Here is a 15,939-nt window from a genome sequence, read left to right on the forward strand (position 1 = left end):
CTCCCCCTTTTTGTAATACTTCCTTGCGCATCTTAATCGGGAGAATCTATGAATAAACTATTTAGCTGGCTCGATAAGGCTGAGAAAGTGGTCTGTGGAACCGGATTCGTATTCCTCATTGCCTTCGTATTCCTGTCCGCCTTCCTCAGGTTTTTCAGGGTCTCGATGTCCTGGAATATCGATCTGGCAATGCTTCTGCTGGCCTGGACCGCTTTTCTCGGGGCTGATGTTGCCTGGAGAAGCGGTCAGATTATCGGTGTGGACATTCTTACCCGGACTTTTCCGGAAAAACTGCAGCGGCTTATTGAACTTGTCGTTTATCTTATTATTCTGACAGCCCTTGGATTCATGTTTGTATACAGCCTCAGACTAGCCTGGACGGAACGTATCGCCAGGTATCAGTCCATGCCGATTCCCTATTCCCTGGTAATACTCAGTCTGGCGGTGGCCTCCCTGTCCATGATCTTTTCTACACTGCAGAAAATACGGAGGGTCTCTCTTCAGCTGTTCGGAAAAGATTCTTCTCCGGACCGGAGGAGTCCCGAATGAACCTGGTGTTAATCTGCTTCGTTATTTTTCTTCTCATGGGGATGCCCATTGCCTTTGTGATCGGTATCGCGGCGTTTACCTTTTTTATTACCCGGCCGATGCTGCCCTTCGAGGGTGCGGTCCAGATGGTTATTCTGCAGAGTCAGTCCTTCGCGTTTCTGGCGGTTCCTTTTTTCATTTTCGCTGGCAACCTGATGAATGTTTCCGGAATCACCAGCCGCTTGCTCGGACTGGCGCGCCTTTTGACCCGTCGCATGTACGGAGGTACCGCCCAGATCAGTGTTGTTATGAGTACCCTTATGGGAGGAGTCTCCGGTTCCGCTACTGCAGATGCCGCAATGGAAACCCGGATACTCGGTCCCGAAATGATGCGGATCGGCTATAAGAAAGGCTACATCTGTTCCGTGAACTGTGTTTCCGCCCTTATAACAGCGACGATTCCTCCAAGTCTGGGTCTGATCATTTTCGGGTTTGTGGGTGAAGTCTCCATCGGACGTCTTTTTGCAGGGGGGATCATTCCCGGTTTTCTGATGATGTTGTTTCTTATGATAACCACCTCCCTGACCAGCCGGTTCAAAAAGTATGATCCGCCCCAGGCTGATGCACCCCGGCTGACCTTCCGGGAGATAGGAGAAAACCTGAAGGAGTCTGTCTGGGCCCTCATGTTCCCGGTAATCCTTATAGTGGGAATACGCTTCGGTCTGTTCACCCCCTCGGAATCCGGTGCCTTTGCTGTTGTATATGCGGTCATTATCGGAAAATTCGTCTACAGGGAGCTGACCTGGGAGAATTTCAAGGACGCCCTGGTGACCAGCTTCAAGGATAACGGCGCCATCATGCTGATCATCGCAATGTCGGGACCCTTCAGTTATGCCATTACATGGGTGAAGCTTCCGGTAATCCTGAGCAACTTCATCTTCGGTATCAGCAGCAATCCCCAGGTACTCGTTCTGATAATGCTGGGCTTTCTCTTCGTTACCGGTATGATTGTGGACAGCAATGTCAACTTCATACTGCTTACCCCGATTTTTCTGCCCATGGTGCAGAGCCTCGGTTTTGATCCCATTCATTTTGGTGTATTGATGGCCACCGTGGTGACCCTGGGCGTAATGACACCGCCGATAGGGGCAGCCCTGTACACGGTCTGCGGCATCATTGACTGCCCGCCCGAAGAGTATACCAGGGAATCCATTCCCTTCATGGCGGCTGTTCTGCTTGAGCTGGCGGTGCTGGTGTTTATCCCGGAAGCCGTTACCTTTATTCCAAATCTGATTTTCGGATAGTCCGCACTTCGTCAGTCACGGGTTTCCCGTGGCTGACGGCTATTCTGTTCTCGCCAGGGGGTGGTCGGATCGTACCCTGTAATCCCTGGCCCGTATCCCTACGATTCTTTTGAAGAGTCTGCTGAAATAATTGGAATTGTTAAAACCCGTTTTATCCGCTATCTGGGTGATTGTCATATCCGTGGTCAGCAGCATCTCCTTTGCCCGCTCTATTCTCAGCATGGTCAGGTAGTCGACAAAGGTGTACCCTGTCTCCTGTTTGAAGAGGGAGAGAAAATACGAGGGGCTGATGAACACCTCATTGGCGACATCCTTGTAGCTGAGCTGGGAGTGATAGTTTTCTTCCATACAGCGGATTGCCTTTTTTATAAGGGTTTTGGAGCGGCTTTCATATACCTTGGCAACCGTATCAGCTATTTCCACTACTACGCTGGACATCCACTTTTCAACGGTTTCCATGTCTGTGATATGGTTGATGTCACTGAAAAACTCTTCCATTCGTTCATTCAGTCTCCTTTCGTCTCCTCCTCCGAGTATGGCGGAATCGATAATGGAACCTATGAACTCATACAGGCGCACCTTCAGGGCCTCAGGCTTTTCGGCGATGAAGGCTTTGAATTTCTCGATAAAAGCAGAAAAGGCCTTCCTGCTGTTATTCGTATCCCCCACTTTTATCAGGGACAGAAGTTTTTCCTTCTCCTTTACCGGGTAGGTGTTGGTGTGGTGGTCCAGCTCATTTATATTGTCCACATGTATAATATTTGAGTTTTCCAGATGCTCGGCGTATTCCTGGGCATTCAGGGCCTCGTGATAGGAAATCCGCAGGTCCTCGATGTTTTCATAGGTTCTGCCGATGCCAACGGCAAGGCTGCACCTCTGGGTGCTGCAGATCTCGCTTTGAATTCCCTCCAGTATTTCCATGAAGGAGATACGGTTTTCCGAACCGGTATCACTATTCAGCTTGAGGGCTATTCCAATCCGGTAGTTGGAAAGGGGGAGAAGTATATAGCACTCTTCCTCATAATAACTCTGAAGAATTTGATCTGTGGTATGCAGGACCTCATCTATCATTTTCAAATCATGGAGGACTTTCGATTTCCCGTCCTTTATTTTTACAACCACAAAGGTATTCAGGTCGCTGTTTTTTCCCAGGCAGTCGAGCATCTCTGTCAGCTTGGTTTTTGAGAAGCCGCTGAAGGCAACATTATGGATGATATCCTCCTTGATAAAAGGAATCAGTTTTTCATAGTAGTGGTATACCTCCTTGACATCTATCAATACGCTTACACCAAAAAGCAGGGCGCTGATTATGGATACCACGTAGTAGATTCCCCACTGTTTGGCCAGGGAACCAATGATGAAGGAGAGGGCAAAGATAAAAACCCCGCTGTTAAAGAGAAATATCTTGTTCGTCAGAAGCTCATTCAGGGATGTATCGAGCTTGAGTTTGATGAGTTTGATTAAAGAAAACAGCGCAAGCAGCAGTCCGGTCACAACCTGAACGACGATAGTTACCTCCCTTCCGTAAAAGGGGGCCTGCATGTTGGGGGTAAGGTTGTCCTGGGCGATGATTCCGGCAAACTGAAAAAGAACGCGGCTTTCCCGGGTACCCAGGGTATTGAAAACGACGTAAACAAGACCCAGAAGGGCACAGAAGCTGATAATTACTGCCTGAAACCTCTTTCTTCTTTTTCTGTTGAAAAGATCGGAGGCCAGTATTATCACGGGGGAAATAACACCGCAGAGAATTATCATACGGATGTTCACGATTATAAGGGGTATGGGATGCGGGCCAAGAATCAGTTGCAGGGGGCGCCCCAGGGCGAAAAGACTGATTCCGATGAGAAAAATTACAAAGTATTTATAGGATGTCGCTTTTGAAGGATTGGCGATGCTGAAATAGATAAAGTACAGGAGAAAAAAGAGCCCTGCTATTAACGGAGCGATGATATTGGAGAACAAAGACATGTCTGTTGCCCTTCTCGATTCGGATAAGGGTACCTCTGTTTTCTGGGGTGCCCATAAGCAGATAAATGGTAGGAGATAAAGTTTGAGACGTCAAGAATAAAAAATCATCCCGAACCTGACCGCCTGACCAGGCCCTTGACCCCGAAGGGCAGCCACATGGTCAGAAACAGCGCCAGTCCAAGAATTTCAAGCCCCAGGGCGTACCAGGGAGCAGGGCCGAAGATTCCGGCAAGGATATCTACAATGGAGCCTGTGGGCGGCGGAAAACCGATCACAAAGTAGTTTCCCCGTTGAAAAGGGGGAATATGCTCCAGGGCAAGGTTAATCCACCAGGCAAAGAACACGACAATATTACTGATCAGGATTACACGGAAAACCGACATCAGCGTCGGTCTGAACCCCCTCCCCGCCACAAGGTACAATCCGCAGGCAATTATGAGCCCATGGGAGATAAAGAATGAGAAGTACTTGTATTCCGGAAAACCCCGATACCCGATATCCGGGGCCAGAAGGGCCTGGAGGGCTCCGCCGATCCCCCAGAAGAAGATGAGCTCAAAGAGGACTTGCCGCAGTTTCCCGGCTGGCAGGGCAAAAACGAAGCAGAGAATCAGTATTGATAGACCACACATCTGTACCATCAGGGCCCAGGCGGCGTGCCACCCGCCGGTAAAATACCAGTAGAACTGATAGATTATCTCGTTCAGCCAGAGACTCGCCACAAGAAGAAATTCGATTATATGTCGTTTCTCTTCGGTACTCCTGCGGGCGGCGGTGACCACCAGTATCCATAAAAGTACCAGTCCCGCCAGCCCGGCGTAATGCTGGGCGGAAAAGTGACGGAATTCACCGCTCAGGCGGCCGGTCCCCGCCTGGATTGTAACCTCCCCGCCTTTCAGTCGCTCTCCAGTGTTCCCGACTACAAACAGACTCAGCTTCCATTCCCCGTCTTCCGGGAGATCGATCAGGGACCGGAACGACGCGAGCAGAAAGGATCCCCCCTTTTCATATCTGACCATCTCTCTTGGGACTTCGGTGCGGAACACAGTTTCACCCTTTTGTGAGGCAAGGAGTTCCACCCGGTAATCCTCCTTTCCATAGTACCAGGCGACACCCTCCACGGGGACGGGGTTGGCGTATTGGCCTCCGTTCCGGGGGGCGGAGAATTTCAATCCCGTCGGATTGACGGCGTCAGCAAGCAGAAAGCCGAGCTGAACGGAAATAAGGGAGAATACAAAGAACAGGGCCAGAAAGGGCGGGAAACGCTTCATGAATGTATTATTTCATCCCTTTTATCGCCGGTAAAGATAAACTTTTCATATTCAGGGTGCTGAACAACGATAGAATTTAGGATGCTAAAGAAGAAAGGCTGAATATAGTAAAAATGTCACTTCTATGTAGTGTTGGGTACCTCAAAAAAATACTCTTTTTTCACCATGCAGCGTTGTCGGAATCTCCCGTAATTCTCAAATCTTGTTCTCACAAGTGTTTGCGGGTACTGGAAAATCCCGTCGCCTTGTCTGTAACAGAAACACCTCTTTTGTAGAGGGTGCCTGTATAAGTATCGACACTGAAATAGCTTGACTTATTGAAGGGCATTGTTTAGAGTTCTAAGTATATTGTAATTGGAGGTTAGCTTATGCGTAAGGTAGTACTTGTGCTGCTCGCCGCGTTATGTCTTGGCGGGTATATCTTTGCAGAAGGAGGACAGGAGGGCGGGGCCCAGGAAATCGTTTTTGCCGATCTTACCTGGGACAGTGTCATGGTGCATAACCGGATTGTGGCGTATATAATCGAAAACGGTCTTGAGAATGAATATACGGCAGATTTTGTTCCCGGAGGTACGGTCCCAAGTGTTACCGGGCTGGCCAATGGTGATATCGATATCGACATGGAATCCTGGCATTCCAATTGGCTGGATGTATACGAGAAACATATGGCCAGCGGGGATATCCTGGATCTCGGGAAGAACCTCCCCGACGGCCCCCAGGGATGGTATGTACCCCGCTATGTTATAGAGGGTGATCCCTCCAGAGGGATCGAGCCCATGGCCCCGGATCTGGAAACCTCCGAGGATCTGCCCCGGTACTGGGAGCTCTTTCAGGATCCCGAAGACCCGAATAAGGGCCTGATCTATCTCGGCATTTCCGGATGGGCCGTTACCGACAGCAACGAGAAGTATTTCGAGAAACAGGGCCTGGGAGAATATTTCAACAAGGCAATACCCGGATCGGATGCCGCTGTAGCTGCAACCATGGATTCCGCCTATCGTCGCGGTGAGGCCTGGGTCGGATACTGGTGGGAGCCCACCGCAATCATGGGGCGCCTGGATATGTACATGCTTCCGGACACCCGTCTGCCCCCGGCGGATATCAACATACTGGTCAATAAAGACCTCCCGCAACGGGCCCCGGATGTCGTTGAGATCCTGAAAAAGTACAGCACGACTGTTGCGATGAACAATGAGTTTCTGGCGGCCAAAGAGAAGCAGAACCTCGATAACGAGGGTGCGGCAATCTGGTTCCTCAAGAACCGGGAAGATGTATGGACCCAGTGGGTTGATGCCGAAGTCGCTTCCAGGGTAAAGGCTGCTCTTGCTGCTGAATAAAATACAGGGTATAAAACTGACCTGTAACAGAGCCCCTTGCGAAAAGCGAGGGGCTTTCTTGTTGAAGAGGAAAGAGAGCAAGGGAGAATGAATCATGGGCGGACAGAACAGGAACAGTCTAAAACCCGGCATGCGGGTAGCCATCGTGCTCAAAAAGGATCAGCGAAGCGGGAAACTGACAGAGGGTGTGGTCGCCGATCTGCTGACCCGCTCGGATTACCATCCCCATGGAATAAAAGTCCGCCTTACCGACGGTCAGGTGGGGCGGGTAAAAGAGATTCGATGATGCGGCCTGACTGCAGGTGTATGTAAAATACTGCTTGCATTATTGTGAAATCTGATCGTAAAATACAGCCTTTATAAATTCTATTTTGTACGGGAAGGTATTGTGGAAGCATTTAAAGCTGTACTCGAGGCTGTTGACGGTATTGTCTGGGGGCCGATAATGATCGTCCTCCTGGTTGGTACCGGCATCTATCTTACAATCAGGCTTAAACTAATTCAGGTCAGCTCTTTCGGGCATGCGATTAAGGTAATAAAGGGCGATTATGATCACGAATCAGAATCAAAGGATGGCGAAATAAGCCATTTCCAGGCCCTCTCGGCCGCTCTTTCGGCAACCATCGGAACAGGTAATATAGCAGGGGTGGCAACCGCGATTGCCATCGGCGGACCCGGGGCGCTGTTCTGGATGTGGGTTACCGCATTTTTCGGAATGGCCACCAAATATTCCAGCTGTCTGCTCGGTCTCAAGTATCGGGAGATAGACGAAAACGGTGAAGTAACCGGGGGACCGATGCTGTACCTGGAAAAGGGGCTTGGACAGAAGTGGCTGGGCATTCTGTTCGCCGTGTTCGCGGTGATCGCATCCTTCGGAATCGGTAATATGGTACAGGCAAACTCCGTGGCCGAACCGGTAGCAGCGACCTTCGGTCTTCCCAAATGGCTGACCGGTTTGGTCATGGGAGTACTGGTCTGGCTGGTCATCGTCGGCGGTATAAAGCGTATAGGTAAAGTCGCCTCCAGAATAGTACCATTCATGTCGGTAGCCTATGTTCTGGCAGCCTTTATTGTTCTGGCCGTTAATTTCAGCGCGATCCCCTCTGCCTTTGCTCTGATATTCACCCACGCCTTTACGCCTACTTCGGCATCCGGCGGATTCGCCGGTGCGGTCGTGCTTCTGACCATGCGTTACGGTGTCGCCCGCGGGGTTTTTTCCAACGAAGCAGGACTCGGCAGCGCCCCCATGGCCCACGCCGCAGCCAAAACGGACGAACCTGTACGGGAAGGTCTTGTCGCCATGATCGGTCCCTTTATCGATACAATTATCATCTGTACCATGACGGGTCTGGCGATTGTTACATCCGGCGCATGGGACTCGGGACTTACCGGGGCCGAGCTTACCAGCGAAGCCTTCAACCTGGCGCTGCCGGGGGTCGGCCGCTACCTTATAGCCGTTGCCATCGTGTTCTTTGCGTTCTCCACAACCGTCAGCTGGTCCTACTACGGCGATCGCTGTGTAATGTATCTTTCTGGAGAAAAGCAGCTCGTCCGAGCCTACCGCTGGCTCTATGCATTGATGATTCCTGTGGGCGCGATTCTGAAGCTGGAAATCGTATGGACTTTCTCCGATATCGCCAATGGTCTTATGGCCCTGCCGAATATTATCGGTCTTATTGGGCTTTCCGGAACCGTTATCGCCCTTACAAAGACCTATGTCGACAAACTGAAGATCCCCGTCGCTTAAGTAAGACGCTGCAAGCCGGGAGGCCGTACCGTATAGATGGCCTCCCGACAGCATCGGCAGGACTGAAAATCCTTACAATGGTCTAGGTTCTCAGCGCCAGTTGCGGGGCTGCTCGGGTTTCGTTCCCATTGCCTCATCGATCCTGTTCATAATCTCCGGCCTGAGCAATTCGGCGGCATCAAGGGCCTTCATGTTCTGTTCCACCTGGTCCGGCCTTGATGCGCCGGTAATAACCGTGCTGACGTGGGGGTTCTTCGTTACCCAGGCCAGGGAAAGCTGGGCAAGGCTTATTCCCAGTTCCTCTGCAATGGGGCGCAGGCGTTCAACCGCCTGGATCCGCTGTCTCCCGTCCTCCGTCTCATAGCGCTTCCTGAGCCATTCATAGCCCGGCAGCGTAAGTCGTCCTTCTTCTATGCCTTTGCCGTATTTACCGGTCAGCACGCCGGAGGCCAGGGGGCTCCAGGTGGTGGTCCCGAGTCCGTACTCCTCGAAAAGTGCTTTGTATTCAACCTCGAAACGGCTGCGATCGAGCAGATTGTACTCAGGCTGTTCCATGGTCGGGGGCACCAGGTGCAGACGTTCGGCAACCTCGTAGGCTTTGGTTATCTCCCGGGCGCTCCACTCGCTGGTTCCCCAGTAAAGGGCGTATCCCTTGTCCACGAGGTACGACATGGCCCGTACGGTCTCCTCGATGGGGGTTTCGTAATCCGGGCGGTGGCAGAATACCAGATCGACATAGTCCAGCTGCAGTCGATCCAGGGCCGCCCGTGTTCCTTCCAGGATATGCTTGCGGCTCAATCCCGTATCGTTGGGTCCTTTTCCTCCCCAGAAAATTTTGGTGGACAGAACAAGATCGCTCCGCTTCCATCCCAGCTTCTTCAGCGCCTTGCCCATGATAATCTCCGATTCGCCCCCGGCGTAGGCCTCGGCATTGTCAAAGAAGTTTACTCCCGCGTCATAGGCGATTTTCATCATCTCTGCAGCGGCTTTTACGTCAACCTGGGTGCCGAAGGTTATCCATGATCCATAGGAAAGGGCGGATACCTTCAGTCCAGATCTGCCTAAATTACGATATTCCATTTAAAGCTCCTTATTCATAGTAAGATAGTCATGTAGTAAACTACTAAGATACAGTGAAAAAGGAAAATCAGCCCTCAGGGTATGATCGAAGCGGCTGCGGAGGAGGAGGTAAAGACAGGAAATCCCTTCCCGCATCATCCCTGTCAGCATAAATCGTTCTTTAAACGTATTCAGTTCGAAAACCCGGTCATTTCTGTTTCCCCTGGTATTAAAGATTAGTAAATTACTAATAAAAGCGTCAACGACGCTGTTGCTTTACAAGGAGAGGTTTATGAAATTTAAATGGGTTTTAATCGTTTTATCTTTTGTATTTCTGCTTACGGGACTCACTGCAGAAGGAGCTCAGGACATGGATATGGACAGGGAAAGTGTGATTTATACGGAGGAGATATCCTATACCGTGGACGGCCAGAGACTGGTAGGCCTTCTGGCCTATGACGAGTCAGTAAAGGAATCGCGCCCCGGGATTCTGGTGGTTCATGAGTGGCAGGGTATCAATGATTACGCGAAAAAGAGGGCTGTTGATCTGGCAAAGGAAGGCTACGTGGCGTTTGCCCTGGATATGTACGGCGATGGGAAGGAGATCACCCGGGAAGAGGCCCGCGACATGTCCGGCAGGATCGGTACCGATTATCCGCTTGTTCAGAAGCGCTTCAATGCCGCACTGGATATTCTCAAGGAAGTTGAGTATACCGATCCGGACAAACTGGGGGCCATAGGATACTGTTTCGGCGGCGGCATCGTCCTGAACATGGCCCGGCTGGGTACGGATATCGACGGTGTTGTGGGATTCCATTCTTCGATCAATACCGGTTTGAATGCTGAAAAAGGGGACATCAAAACAAAGATTCTCGCCATACAGGGCGATCAGGATCCTGCGGCACCCCGGGAGAAGCAGGAAGCGTTCATTCAGGAAATGACTGAAGCGGAAGCGGATTTTACCTACATTATTTATGGAAACCTGCCTGCTCACAATTTTACCAATCCTTCCGGTTCATCCTATTACGCGGATGAAGCCAATATGGCCTGGGCATCCATGCTGGTTTTCTTTGATTCCCTTTTCTGATATCGAAGACAGTACACCGTCTTTAGACTGATCCCGAAAAAAAGCCCCCCGCAGATAGCGGGGGGCTTTGTCATGTTTTGCGACTGACAGGATCGGCCTTAGAAGGGACGGTCCGCCAGGTACTTGTACTCTTTGTACTGCTTGTCCACGCCCTTCTTGATGCTCTCAAGCAGCATCGCAGCCCGCTCGGGGTTGGAGCGCTTCAGGGCACGGTAGCGGTTTTCGGCGTAGATGTAGTCTTCCACCTGGGTGGAGGGCTCTTTGCTGTCCATCTGGAAGGGGTTCTTGCCTTCTTCGGCCAGCATCGGGTTGTAGCGGTACAGGGGCCACATGCCGGAGGTAACCGCCGCCTTCTGCTGGTTCATGCCGGTGGTCATATCGATACCATGGGCGATACAGTGGGAGTAGGCAATGATGATGGAAGGTCCGTTGTAGGCTTCCGCTTCCTGGAAGGCCTTGATGGCCTGGATGCGGTTGTAGCCCATGGCGATCTTGGCGACGTAAACATAGCCGTAGCTCATGGCCATCATCCCTAAGTCTTTCTTGCCGATGCCCTTACCGGAGGCGGCAAACTTGGCGATGGCACCCGTGGGAGTAGCCTTGGACATCTGTCCGCCGGTGTTGGAGTATACCTCGGTATCCATCAGCAGAACGTTGACGTTCTTGCCTGAGGCCAGAACGTGGTCCAGTCCGCCGTACCCGATATCGTATCCCCAGCCGTCTCCTCCAAGGATCCAGACGGAGCGTTTAACCAGGTAGTCGGCTGTACCAAGCAGGTTGAGGGCTTCCTTGCTCTTGGACTTGGCAAGCTGTCCCTTGAGCTGGCCTACCAATTTCCTTTGTTCCTCGATAGCTTCCTGGCTGGCCTGGTCGTTGTCCCGGATCTTCGCCAGAAGACCGGCATCGATTCCGGCCTCTTTCTTCTCGATCAGCGCGGTACAGAGCTCTTTGGCATACTTGTGGAGCTGATCGGAGGTAAGGCGCATACCCATACCGAACTCGGCGGCGTCCTCAAAGAGGGAGTTGGACCATGAAGGCCCGCGGCCGTCTTCACGGGTGGTATAGGGGGTGGTGGGCAGGTTTCCGCCGTAGATGGAGGAACAGCCGGTGGCGTTGGCGATTACCGCCCGGTCGCCGAAGAGCTGGCTCATGAGCTTGACGTATGGGGTCTCGCCACAGCCCGCACAGGCTCCGGAGAACTCAAAGAGGGGCGGCAGAAGCTGGGTACCCTTGGTGTTGTTCAGGCTGATCAGCTCCCTGGGGGTATTGGGGACCTTGTTCAGGAAGAAATCCCAGTTGACAGCTTCCTGCTCGCGCAGCGGCTGCTGGGGTTCCATGTTGATGGCTTTCCTTTCCGTCTTGACGCCGTCTTCTTTCTTGTGGGCGGGACAGATATTCACACAGGCACCGCAGCCGGTACAGTCTTCCGGAGCAACCTGGATAGTGAACTTCATGCCTTCAAAACCCTTGCCCCGGGCCGCAGTGCTCTTGAAGGTTGCGGGTGCGTCTTTCAGAACGTCCTCGTTGTAGACCTTCATGCGGATTACGGCGTGGGGACAGACTGCTGAACAGTCGCCGCACTGAATACAGGTATCGGGGTCCCATACGGGAATACTCTCGGCGATATTCCTTTTCTCGTACTTGGTCGTGCCGGTGGGGTAGGTACCGTCCAGGGGCAGCTTGGAGGTAGGAATATCCTCGCCGCGGAAGGCGATCAGCTCGCCGGTAACCTCTTTTACGAACTTGGGTGCATCCGCGGGTACCGGGGGCTTCATGTGAAGGTCGCCGGAAACGGAGGAAGGAACATCAACCTTCTGGATGTGGCTGGCTGCCATGTCGATGGCCTTGATGTTCATGTCGACAATTTCCTGACCCTTCTTGCCGTAGGTCTTCTGGGTGGCCTTTTTGATCAGCTCGAGGGCCTTCTCCTCGGGAAGAACGCCGGAGATCTTGAAGAAGGCGGTCTGCATGATAACGTTGATGCGTCCGCCGAGGCCTACCTCGTTGGCAATCTTTACCGCGTCAATTACGTAGAAGTTCAGTTTCTTGTCGATGATCTGCTTCTGGACCTCAACGGGCAGGTGCTGCCAGATTTCGTCTTTACCGTAGTGGCTGGTAACCAGGAAGGTTCCGCCCTCTTTACAGTTCTTGAGCATGTCGAACTTCTCGAGGAAGCTCTCGTTATGACATGCCACAAAATTTGCCCGCTGAATCAGGTAGGAGGATTTGATCTTCCGTGGTCCGAAACGCAGGTGAGAGGTTGTCATGGCTCCGGCTTTCTTGGAGTCGTAGACGAAGTATCCCTGGGCGGCAAAGTCGGTGGCCTCGCCAATGATCTTGATGGAGTTCTTGTTGGCACCGACGGTTCCGTCGGAACCCAGTCCGTAGAACATGGCCTGGTGTACGTCCTCGGCTTCCGTTACGAAGCTGGGGTCCCAGGGCAGGCTGGTGCCGTTCAGGTCGTCATGTATACCCACGGTAAAGTGGTTTTTGGGATGATCCTCTTTCAGGTTGTCGAAGACACTCTTGATCATGGCGGGGGTAACACCGTGACCGGAAAGACCGAGGCCGAAACGTCCGCCGACGATCTTGGGATAGGTCTTGAACTTGGGATTTCCTTTGCTCATCTCCTCACCGAAGGCCGTGCGCACGTCTTCATAGAGGGGTTCACCCAGGGAACCGGGTTCCTTGGTCATATCAAGGACGCCGATCTTGGTGACGGAAGCAGGAAGGGCCTCCAGCAGGTGATAGGCGGAGAAGGGGCGGAAGAGGTGCACTTTAACTACACCGACCTTTTCGCCCTTGTTCATCAGGAACTCGACGGTTTCTTCCGTGGTATCCGCAGCGGAACCCATCAGAACGATTACCCGCTCGGCATCCTTGGCTCCCACATAGTCGAAGAGCTTATAGGTCCGGCCGGTGAGCTTGGCGAACTTGTCCATGTACTTCTGTACGATTCCGGGAGCGTCTTCATAGTATTTGTTGACAGTCTCCCGGGCGGCAAAGAACACGTCGGGGTTCTGGCTGGTTCCCTTGATGGTGGGATTTTCGGGGTTCAGGGAGCGTTCGCGGTGGGCCTTTACCAGCTCATCGTCGATCATCTCCTTCATTACTTCATAGGGAAGCTCCTCTACCTTGCGGATCTCGTGACTGGTACGGAATCCGTCAAAGAAGTGCAGAAAGGGCACCCGGCTTTCCAGACTCGCGGCCTGGGAAATAAGGGCCATATCCATGACTTCCTGAACGTTGTTGGACGCCAGAAGAGCAAAACCGGTGGCCCTGGCTGCCATTACGTCGGAATGATCACCGAAGATGGACAGCGCCTGAGCGGCGACTGCCCGCGCAGCGATATGGAATACTGTGGGGGTCATTTCGCCGGCGATCTTGAACATGTTCGGGATCATCAGCAGAAGCCCCTGGGAGGCGGTAAAGGTGGTGGTCAACGCTCCGGTAGTAAGAGCGCCATGAACTGCACCGGCGGCACCGGCCTCGGACTGCATCTCAACGACATCGGGAATGGAATTCCAGATATTGGGTCGACCTTGTGCAGAGTAGAGGTCGGAAAGCTCGCCCATGGGAGAGGACGGAGTAATCGGGTAGATGGCGATTACCTCGTTTGTCGCGTGGGCTACGTATGCGGCGGCGGTATTACCGTCGATAGTAACCATATTCTTCTCAGGCATAATAGCTATCCTTCTTGTGTGGGATTTGTACACTCTCAGTATAGATGATGATCCGTTAATCATCAAGGCTCGGGCGGCCTCGAATCAATTGGTAAGACCAAAATTCCTGAATTTTCGTTGTGCCGGTCAGGGCTTTTTCGCGTTTATTGTGATGCTGATCAGCCGGGATCCGCATTCCCTGTAGGCCTGCAGGGTCTGCGAATCAGCGTTTGAAAGGATAATCTCATCAGGAATCTCGATTATCCTTTCCGCTTTTATCTCGATGTCAGCGAAACCGGTCCTTTTTATCAATTCCAGGTACTCCTTTTTCCGGATCGCTCCGGCAATACATCCGGCGTAGAGTTCGGCGGAGCGCCGGATTCCCTCCGGCAGATCACCCTCGACCACGATATCGGAAATGGAAAAGCGGCCGCCTGGTTTTAAAATTCGTAGAATTTCCACGAAGGCCCGTGCCTTATCCGGAACAAGGTTCAGCACACAGTTGCTTAAGACCCAGTCGGCGCTTTCGTCGGCCAGGGGAATTGCCTCGATTTCGCCGAGAATAAATTCAACATTGTATAATCCCCGTTTGCGGGCAATCTCCCGGGCTTTGGTGATCATTGCAGGCGTCATATCAACCCCGATGACTCTTCCCTGCGGTCCTGTTTCAGCAAGGGCAAGAAAGGCGTCGTTTCCGGCACCGGACCCGAGATCGACAACCGTGTCCCCATTCCTTATATCTGCATAACGGGTCGGCATTCCGCAGCCGAGTCCCATGTCTGCTTCCTTTTCATACCCCCGGGCTCCCGCATAGTCTCCTGAAACCATGGAAAACAGCTCATTCGGTTCTCCACCTCCGCAGCAGCAGTCTGAACTGCAGCAGGACCCCGATTTCCCGGCAATACCGGCATAGCGTGCCTGTATGCTGTTCTTGATATCTTCACTGTTCACTCTATTCCTCCCGATTTGTTTTTCCGCAGCAGATACCCCCGAGGAGTTCTCCAAAGGCTCGCCGGGTTTTGGTTATTGTTTCTGTTTCCAGGCAGTAGCAGGTCGCCGGTCCGTCGATCTCTCCCTGTATAAGACCGGCGTCCTTCAGTACCTTTAGGTGCTGGGACACTGTCGCCTGGGCCAGGGGCAGGTCCCGGACCAGTTCGCCGGTAATGCAGCGATTGCATTCTGCAAGCAGGGTGAGTATCCGGATCCTGGCGGGATGAGAAAGTGCTTTCGCAATATGTGCCATGTTCATCTCTTCCTCTGAAAAGAGACTGCTTTTATTCTGCATGTTTATAAACTCTCATTGCTGAACAAAGATATATATCGACGATATACGATAAAAGAGGATTTGACAATACCGGGGCGCTTTTTTTCAGGTTTCAGGTATCGGAAATCGTATGTGGAAATGGGCTCCGCCGGACCCCGAGAAATCCAGGCGGCCATGAATCTGTTCGGTCAAGGCGAGTATCATCTGTAATCCCAGCCCGGATGGTTTTTCTCCGGGATCAGGCATTGTGAACCCGGGGCCGTTGTCCGAGATTTCGATGCATCCTTCTGCGGATTGACGGTTATGAAAGAAAACCAGAGAAATACCTGGTTCATCGGTCTGGTCCAGGGCGTGCTGAATACTGTTGGTCAGTATTTCATTGACTATGAGTCCGCAGGGCATGGCGATATCCAGGGGCAGAAGGACTTCCCGGATGTCCAGGGAATAATCGATGATCCGGCCGTCTGTTGTCTGGGAGTAGAGAGAAATCAGTTCCCGTATATGCCGGGAAAAGTCGATTGTTATCATACTGTCCGAGGTGTACAGGATTTCATGCACCAGGGCTATGGCATGTATTCTGTTCTGATTGCGCTCCAGCACATCCTGAAAAAACGGGTCACTGGACCTCCCTTTTTCCAGATTCAGCATGCTTTTTACTATCTGGAGGTTGTTTTTTACCCGATGATGAATCTCCCGCATAAGGATCTCTTTCTCC

Annotated in this window: 13 protein-coding genes; 6 read left to right on the plus strand and 7 right to left on the minus strand. The window is 52.2% G+C overall.

The features are described 5' to 3' along the window. Nucleotides 1-48: 48 nt before the first annotated feature. Together B4O97_RS13710 and B4O97_RS13715 are read left to right on the plus strand one after the other, a co-directional pair. The gene (locus tag B4O97_RS13710; protein ID WP_083051646.1) at nucleotides 49-549 is read left to right on the plus strand and encodes a TRAP transporter small permease; all 501 of its coding nucleotides are present in this window, start codon (nucleotides 49-51) and stop codon (nucleotides 547-549) included. Further along, nucleotides 546-1,832 (plus strand): TRAP transporter large permease, encoded by a 1,287-nt coding sequence (locus B4O97_RS13715; protein ID WP_083051647.1) that lies wholly within the window; start codon nucleotides 546-548, stop codon nucleotides 1,830-1,832. The genes B4O97_RS13710 and B4O97_RS13715 overlap by 4 nt, the downstream gene beginning before the upstream one ends. A gap of 39 nt (nucleotides 1,833-1,871) precedes the next feature. Here B4O97_RS13715 and B4O97_RS13720 read toward each other — a convergent pair whose 3' ends face one another. Next, nucleotides 1,872-3,800 (minus strand): helix-turn-helix domain-containing protein, encoded by a 1,929-nt coding sequence (locus B4O97_RS13720; RefSeq protein ID WP_083051649.1) that lies wholly within the window; start codon nucleotides 3,798-3,800, stop codon nucleotides 1,872-1,874. 104 nt (nucleotides 3,801-3,904) lie between these two features. Next, nucleotides 3,905-5,068: a YwaF family protein gene (locus B4O97_RS13725; protein ID WP_083051650.1), complete on the minus strand. Its 1,164-nt coding sequence runs from the start codon at nucleotides 5,066-5,068 to the stop codon at nucleotides 3,905-3,907. 368 nt (nucleotides 5,069-5,436) lie between these two features. Between B4O97_RS13725 and B4O97_RS13730 the strand changes: the two genes are divergently transcribed. The 3 genes from B4O97_RS13730 (at nucleotide 5,437) to B4O97_RS13740 (ending at nucleotide 8,152) form a co-directional block, all read left to right on the plus strand. Continuing rightward, nucleotides 5,437-6,405: a glycine betaine ABC transporter substrate-binding protein gene (locus B4O97_RS13730; protein WP_083051652.1), complete on the plus strand. Its 969-nt coding sequence runs from the start codon at nucleotides 5,437-5,439 to the stop codon at nucleotides 6,403-6,405. Between the two features lie 94 nt (nucleotides 6,406-6,499). Then, nucleotides 6,500-6,691: a YwbE family protein gene (locus B4O97_RS13735; protein ID WP_083051654.1), complete on the plus strand. Its 192-nt coding sequence runs from the start codon at nucleotides 6,500-6,502 to the stop codon at nucleotides 6,689-6,691. Between the two features lie 102 nt (nucleotides 6,692-6,793). Continuing rightward, complete coding sequence (locus tag B4O97_RS13740) at nucleotides 6,794-8,152, plus strand: alanine/glycine:cation symporter family protein (RefSeq protein ID WP_083051655.1); 1,359 nt, start codon at nucleotides 6,794-6,796, stop codon at nucleotides 8,150-8,152. Between the two features lie 90 nt (nucleotides 8,153-8,242). Here the strand turns inward: B4O97_RS13740 and B4O97_RS13745 are convergent, their stop codons facing one another. Continuing rightward, a complete protein-coding gene (locus tag B4O97_RS13745; protein WP_083051657.1) occupies nucleotides 8,243-9,232 on the minus strand; it encodes a potassium channel beta subunit family protein in 990 nt (329 codons plus the stop codon). Nucleotides 9,233-9,503: 271 nt separating this feature from the next. Between B4O97_RS13745 and B4O97_RS13750 the strand changes: the two genes are divergently transcribed. After that, entirely contained in the window at nucleotides 9,504-10,298 is a 795-nt protein-coding gene (locus tag B4O97_RS13750) for a dienelactone hydrolase family protein (RefSeq protein ID WP_083051658.1), read from the plus strand. Nucleotides 10,299-10,396: 98 nt separating this feature from the next. On the opposite strand, the gene nifJ is transcribed toward B4O97_RS13750, so the two are convergent. The 4 genes from nifJ to B4O97_RS13770 all read right to left on the minus strand — a co-directional run bounded on the left by nifJ (nucleotide 10,397) and on the right by B4O97_RS13770 (nucleotide 15,923). Continuing rightward, nucleotides 10,397-13,981 carry a pyruvate:ferredoxin (flavodoxin) oxidoreductase gene (gene nifJ, locus B4O97_RS13755; protein WP_083051660.1) on the minus strand — a complete coding sequence of 1,195 codons (3,585 nt, stop codon included), beginning with the start codon at nucleotides 13,979-13,981 and terminating at the stop codon, nucleotides 10,397-10,399. Nucleotides 13,982-14,107: 126 nt separating this feature from the next. Continuing rightward, nucleotides 14,108-14,911 (minus strand): arsenite methyltransferase, encoded by an 804-nt coding sequence (gene arsM, locus B4O97_RS13760; protein ID WP_083051661.1) that lies wholly within the window; start codon nucleotides 14,909-14,911, stop codon nucleotides 14,108-14,110. Nucleotide 14,912: 1 nt separating this feature from the next. After that, a complete protein-coding gene (locus tag B4O97_RS13765) occupies nucleotides 14,913-15,245 on the minus strand; it encodes an ArsR/SmtB family transcription factor (RefSeq protein WP_083051663.1) in 333 nt (110 codons plus the stop codon). Between the two features lie 84 nt (nucleotides 15,246-15,329). Then, the gene (locus B4O97_RS13770; protein ID WP_083051664.1) at nucleotides 15,330-15,923 is read right to left on the minus strand and encodes a sensor histidine kinase; all 594 of its coding nucleotides are present in this window, start codon (nucleotides 15,921-15,923) and stop codon (nucleotides 15,330-15,332) included. Nucleotides 15,924-15,939 lie beyond the last annotated feature (16 nt).

This window comes from Marispirochaeta aestuarii (assembly GCF_002087085.1).
In the GTDB taxonomy this organism is placed as follows: domain Bacteria; phylum Spirochaetota; class Spirochaetia; order JC444; family Marispirochaetaceae; genus Marispirochaeta; species Marispirochaeta aestuarii.

Bases quoted from the DNA above. Each gene is read 5' to 3' on its own strand.
- B4O97_RS13710 (WP_083051646.1), top strand. From the start codon at position 49: ATGAATAAACTATTTAGCTGGCTCGATAAGGCTGAGAAAGTGGTCTGT.
- B4O97_RS13715 (WP_083051647.1), top strand. From the start codon at position 546: ATGAACCTGGTGTTAATCTGCTTCGTTATTTTTCTTCTCATGGGGATG.
- B4O97_RS13720 (WP_083051649.1), bottom strand. From the start codon at position 3,800: ATGTCTTTGTTCTCCAATATCATCGCTCCGTTAATAGCAGGGCTCTTT.
- B4O97_RS13725 (WP_083051650.1), bottom strand. From the start codon at position 5,068: ATGAAGCGTTTCCCGCCCTTTCTGGCCCTGTTCTTTGTATTCTCCCTT.
- B4O97_RS13730 (WP_083051652.1), top strand. From the start codon at position 5,437: ATGCGTAAGGTAGTACTTGTGCTGCTCGCCGCGTTATGTCTTGGCGGG.
- B4O97_RS13735 (WP_083051654.1), top strand. From the start codon at position 6,500: ATGGGCGGACAGAACAGGAACAGTCTAAAACCCGGCATGCGGGTAGCC.
- B4O97_RS13745 (WP_083051657.1), bottom strand. From the start codon at position 9,232: ATGGAATATCGTAATTTAGGCAGATCTGGACTGAAGGTATCCGCCCTT.
- B4O97_RS13750 (WP_083051658.1), top strand. From the start codon at position 9,504: ATGAAATTTAAATGGGTTTTAATCGTTTTATCTTTTGTATTTCTGCTT.
- nifJ (WP_083051660.1), bottom strand. From the start codon at position 13,981: ATGCCTGAGAAGAATATGGTTACTATCGACGGTAATACCGCCGCCGCA.
- B4O97_RS13765 (WP_083051663.1), bottom strand. From the start codon at position 15,245: ATGCAGAATAAAAGCAGTCTCTTTTCAGAGGAAGAGATGAACATGGCA.
- B4O97_RS13770 (WP_083051664.1), bottom strand. From the start codon at position 15,923: ATGCGGGAGATTCATCATCGGGTAAAAAACAACCTCCAGATAGTAAAA.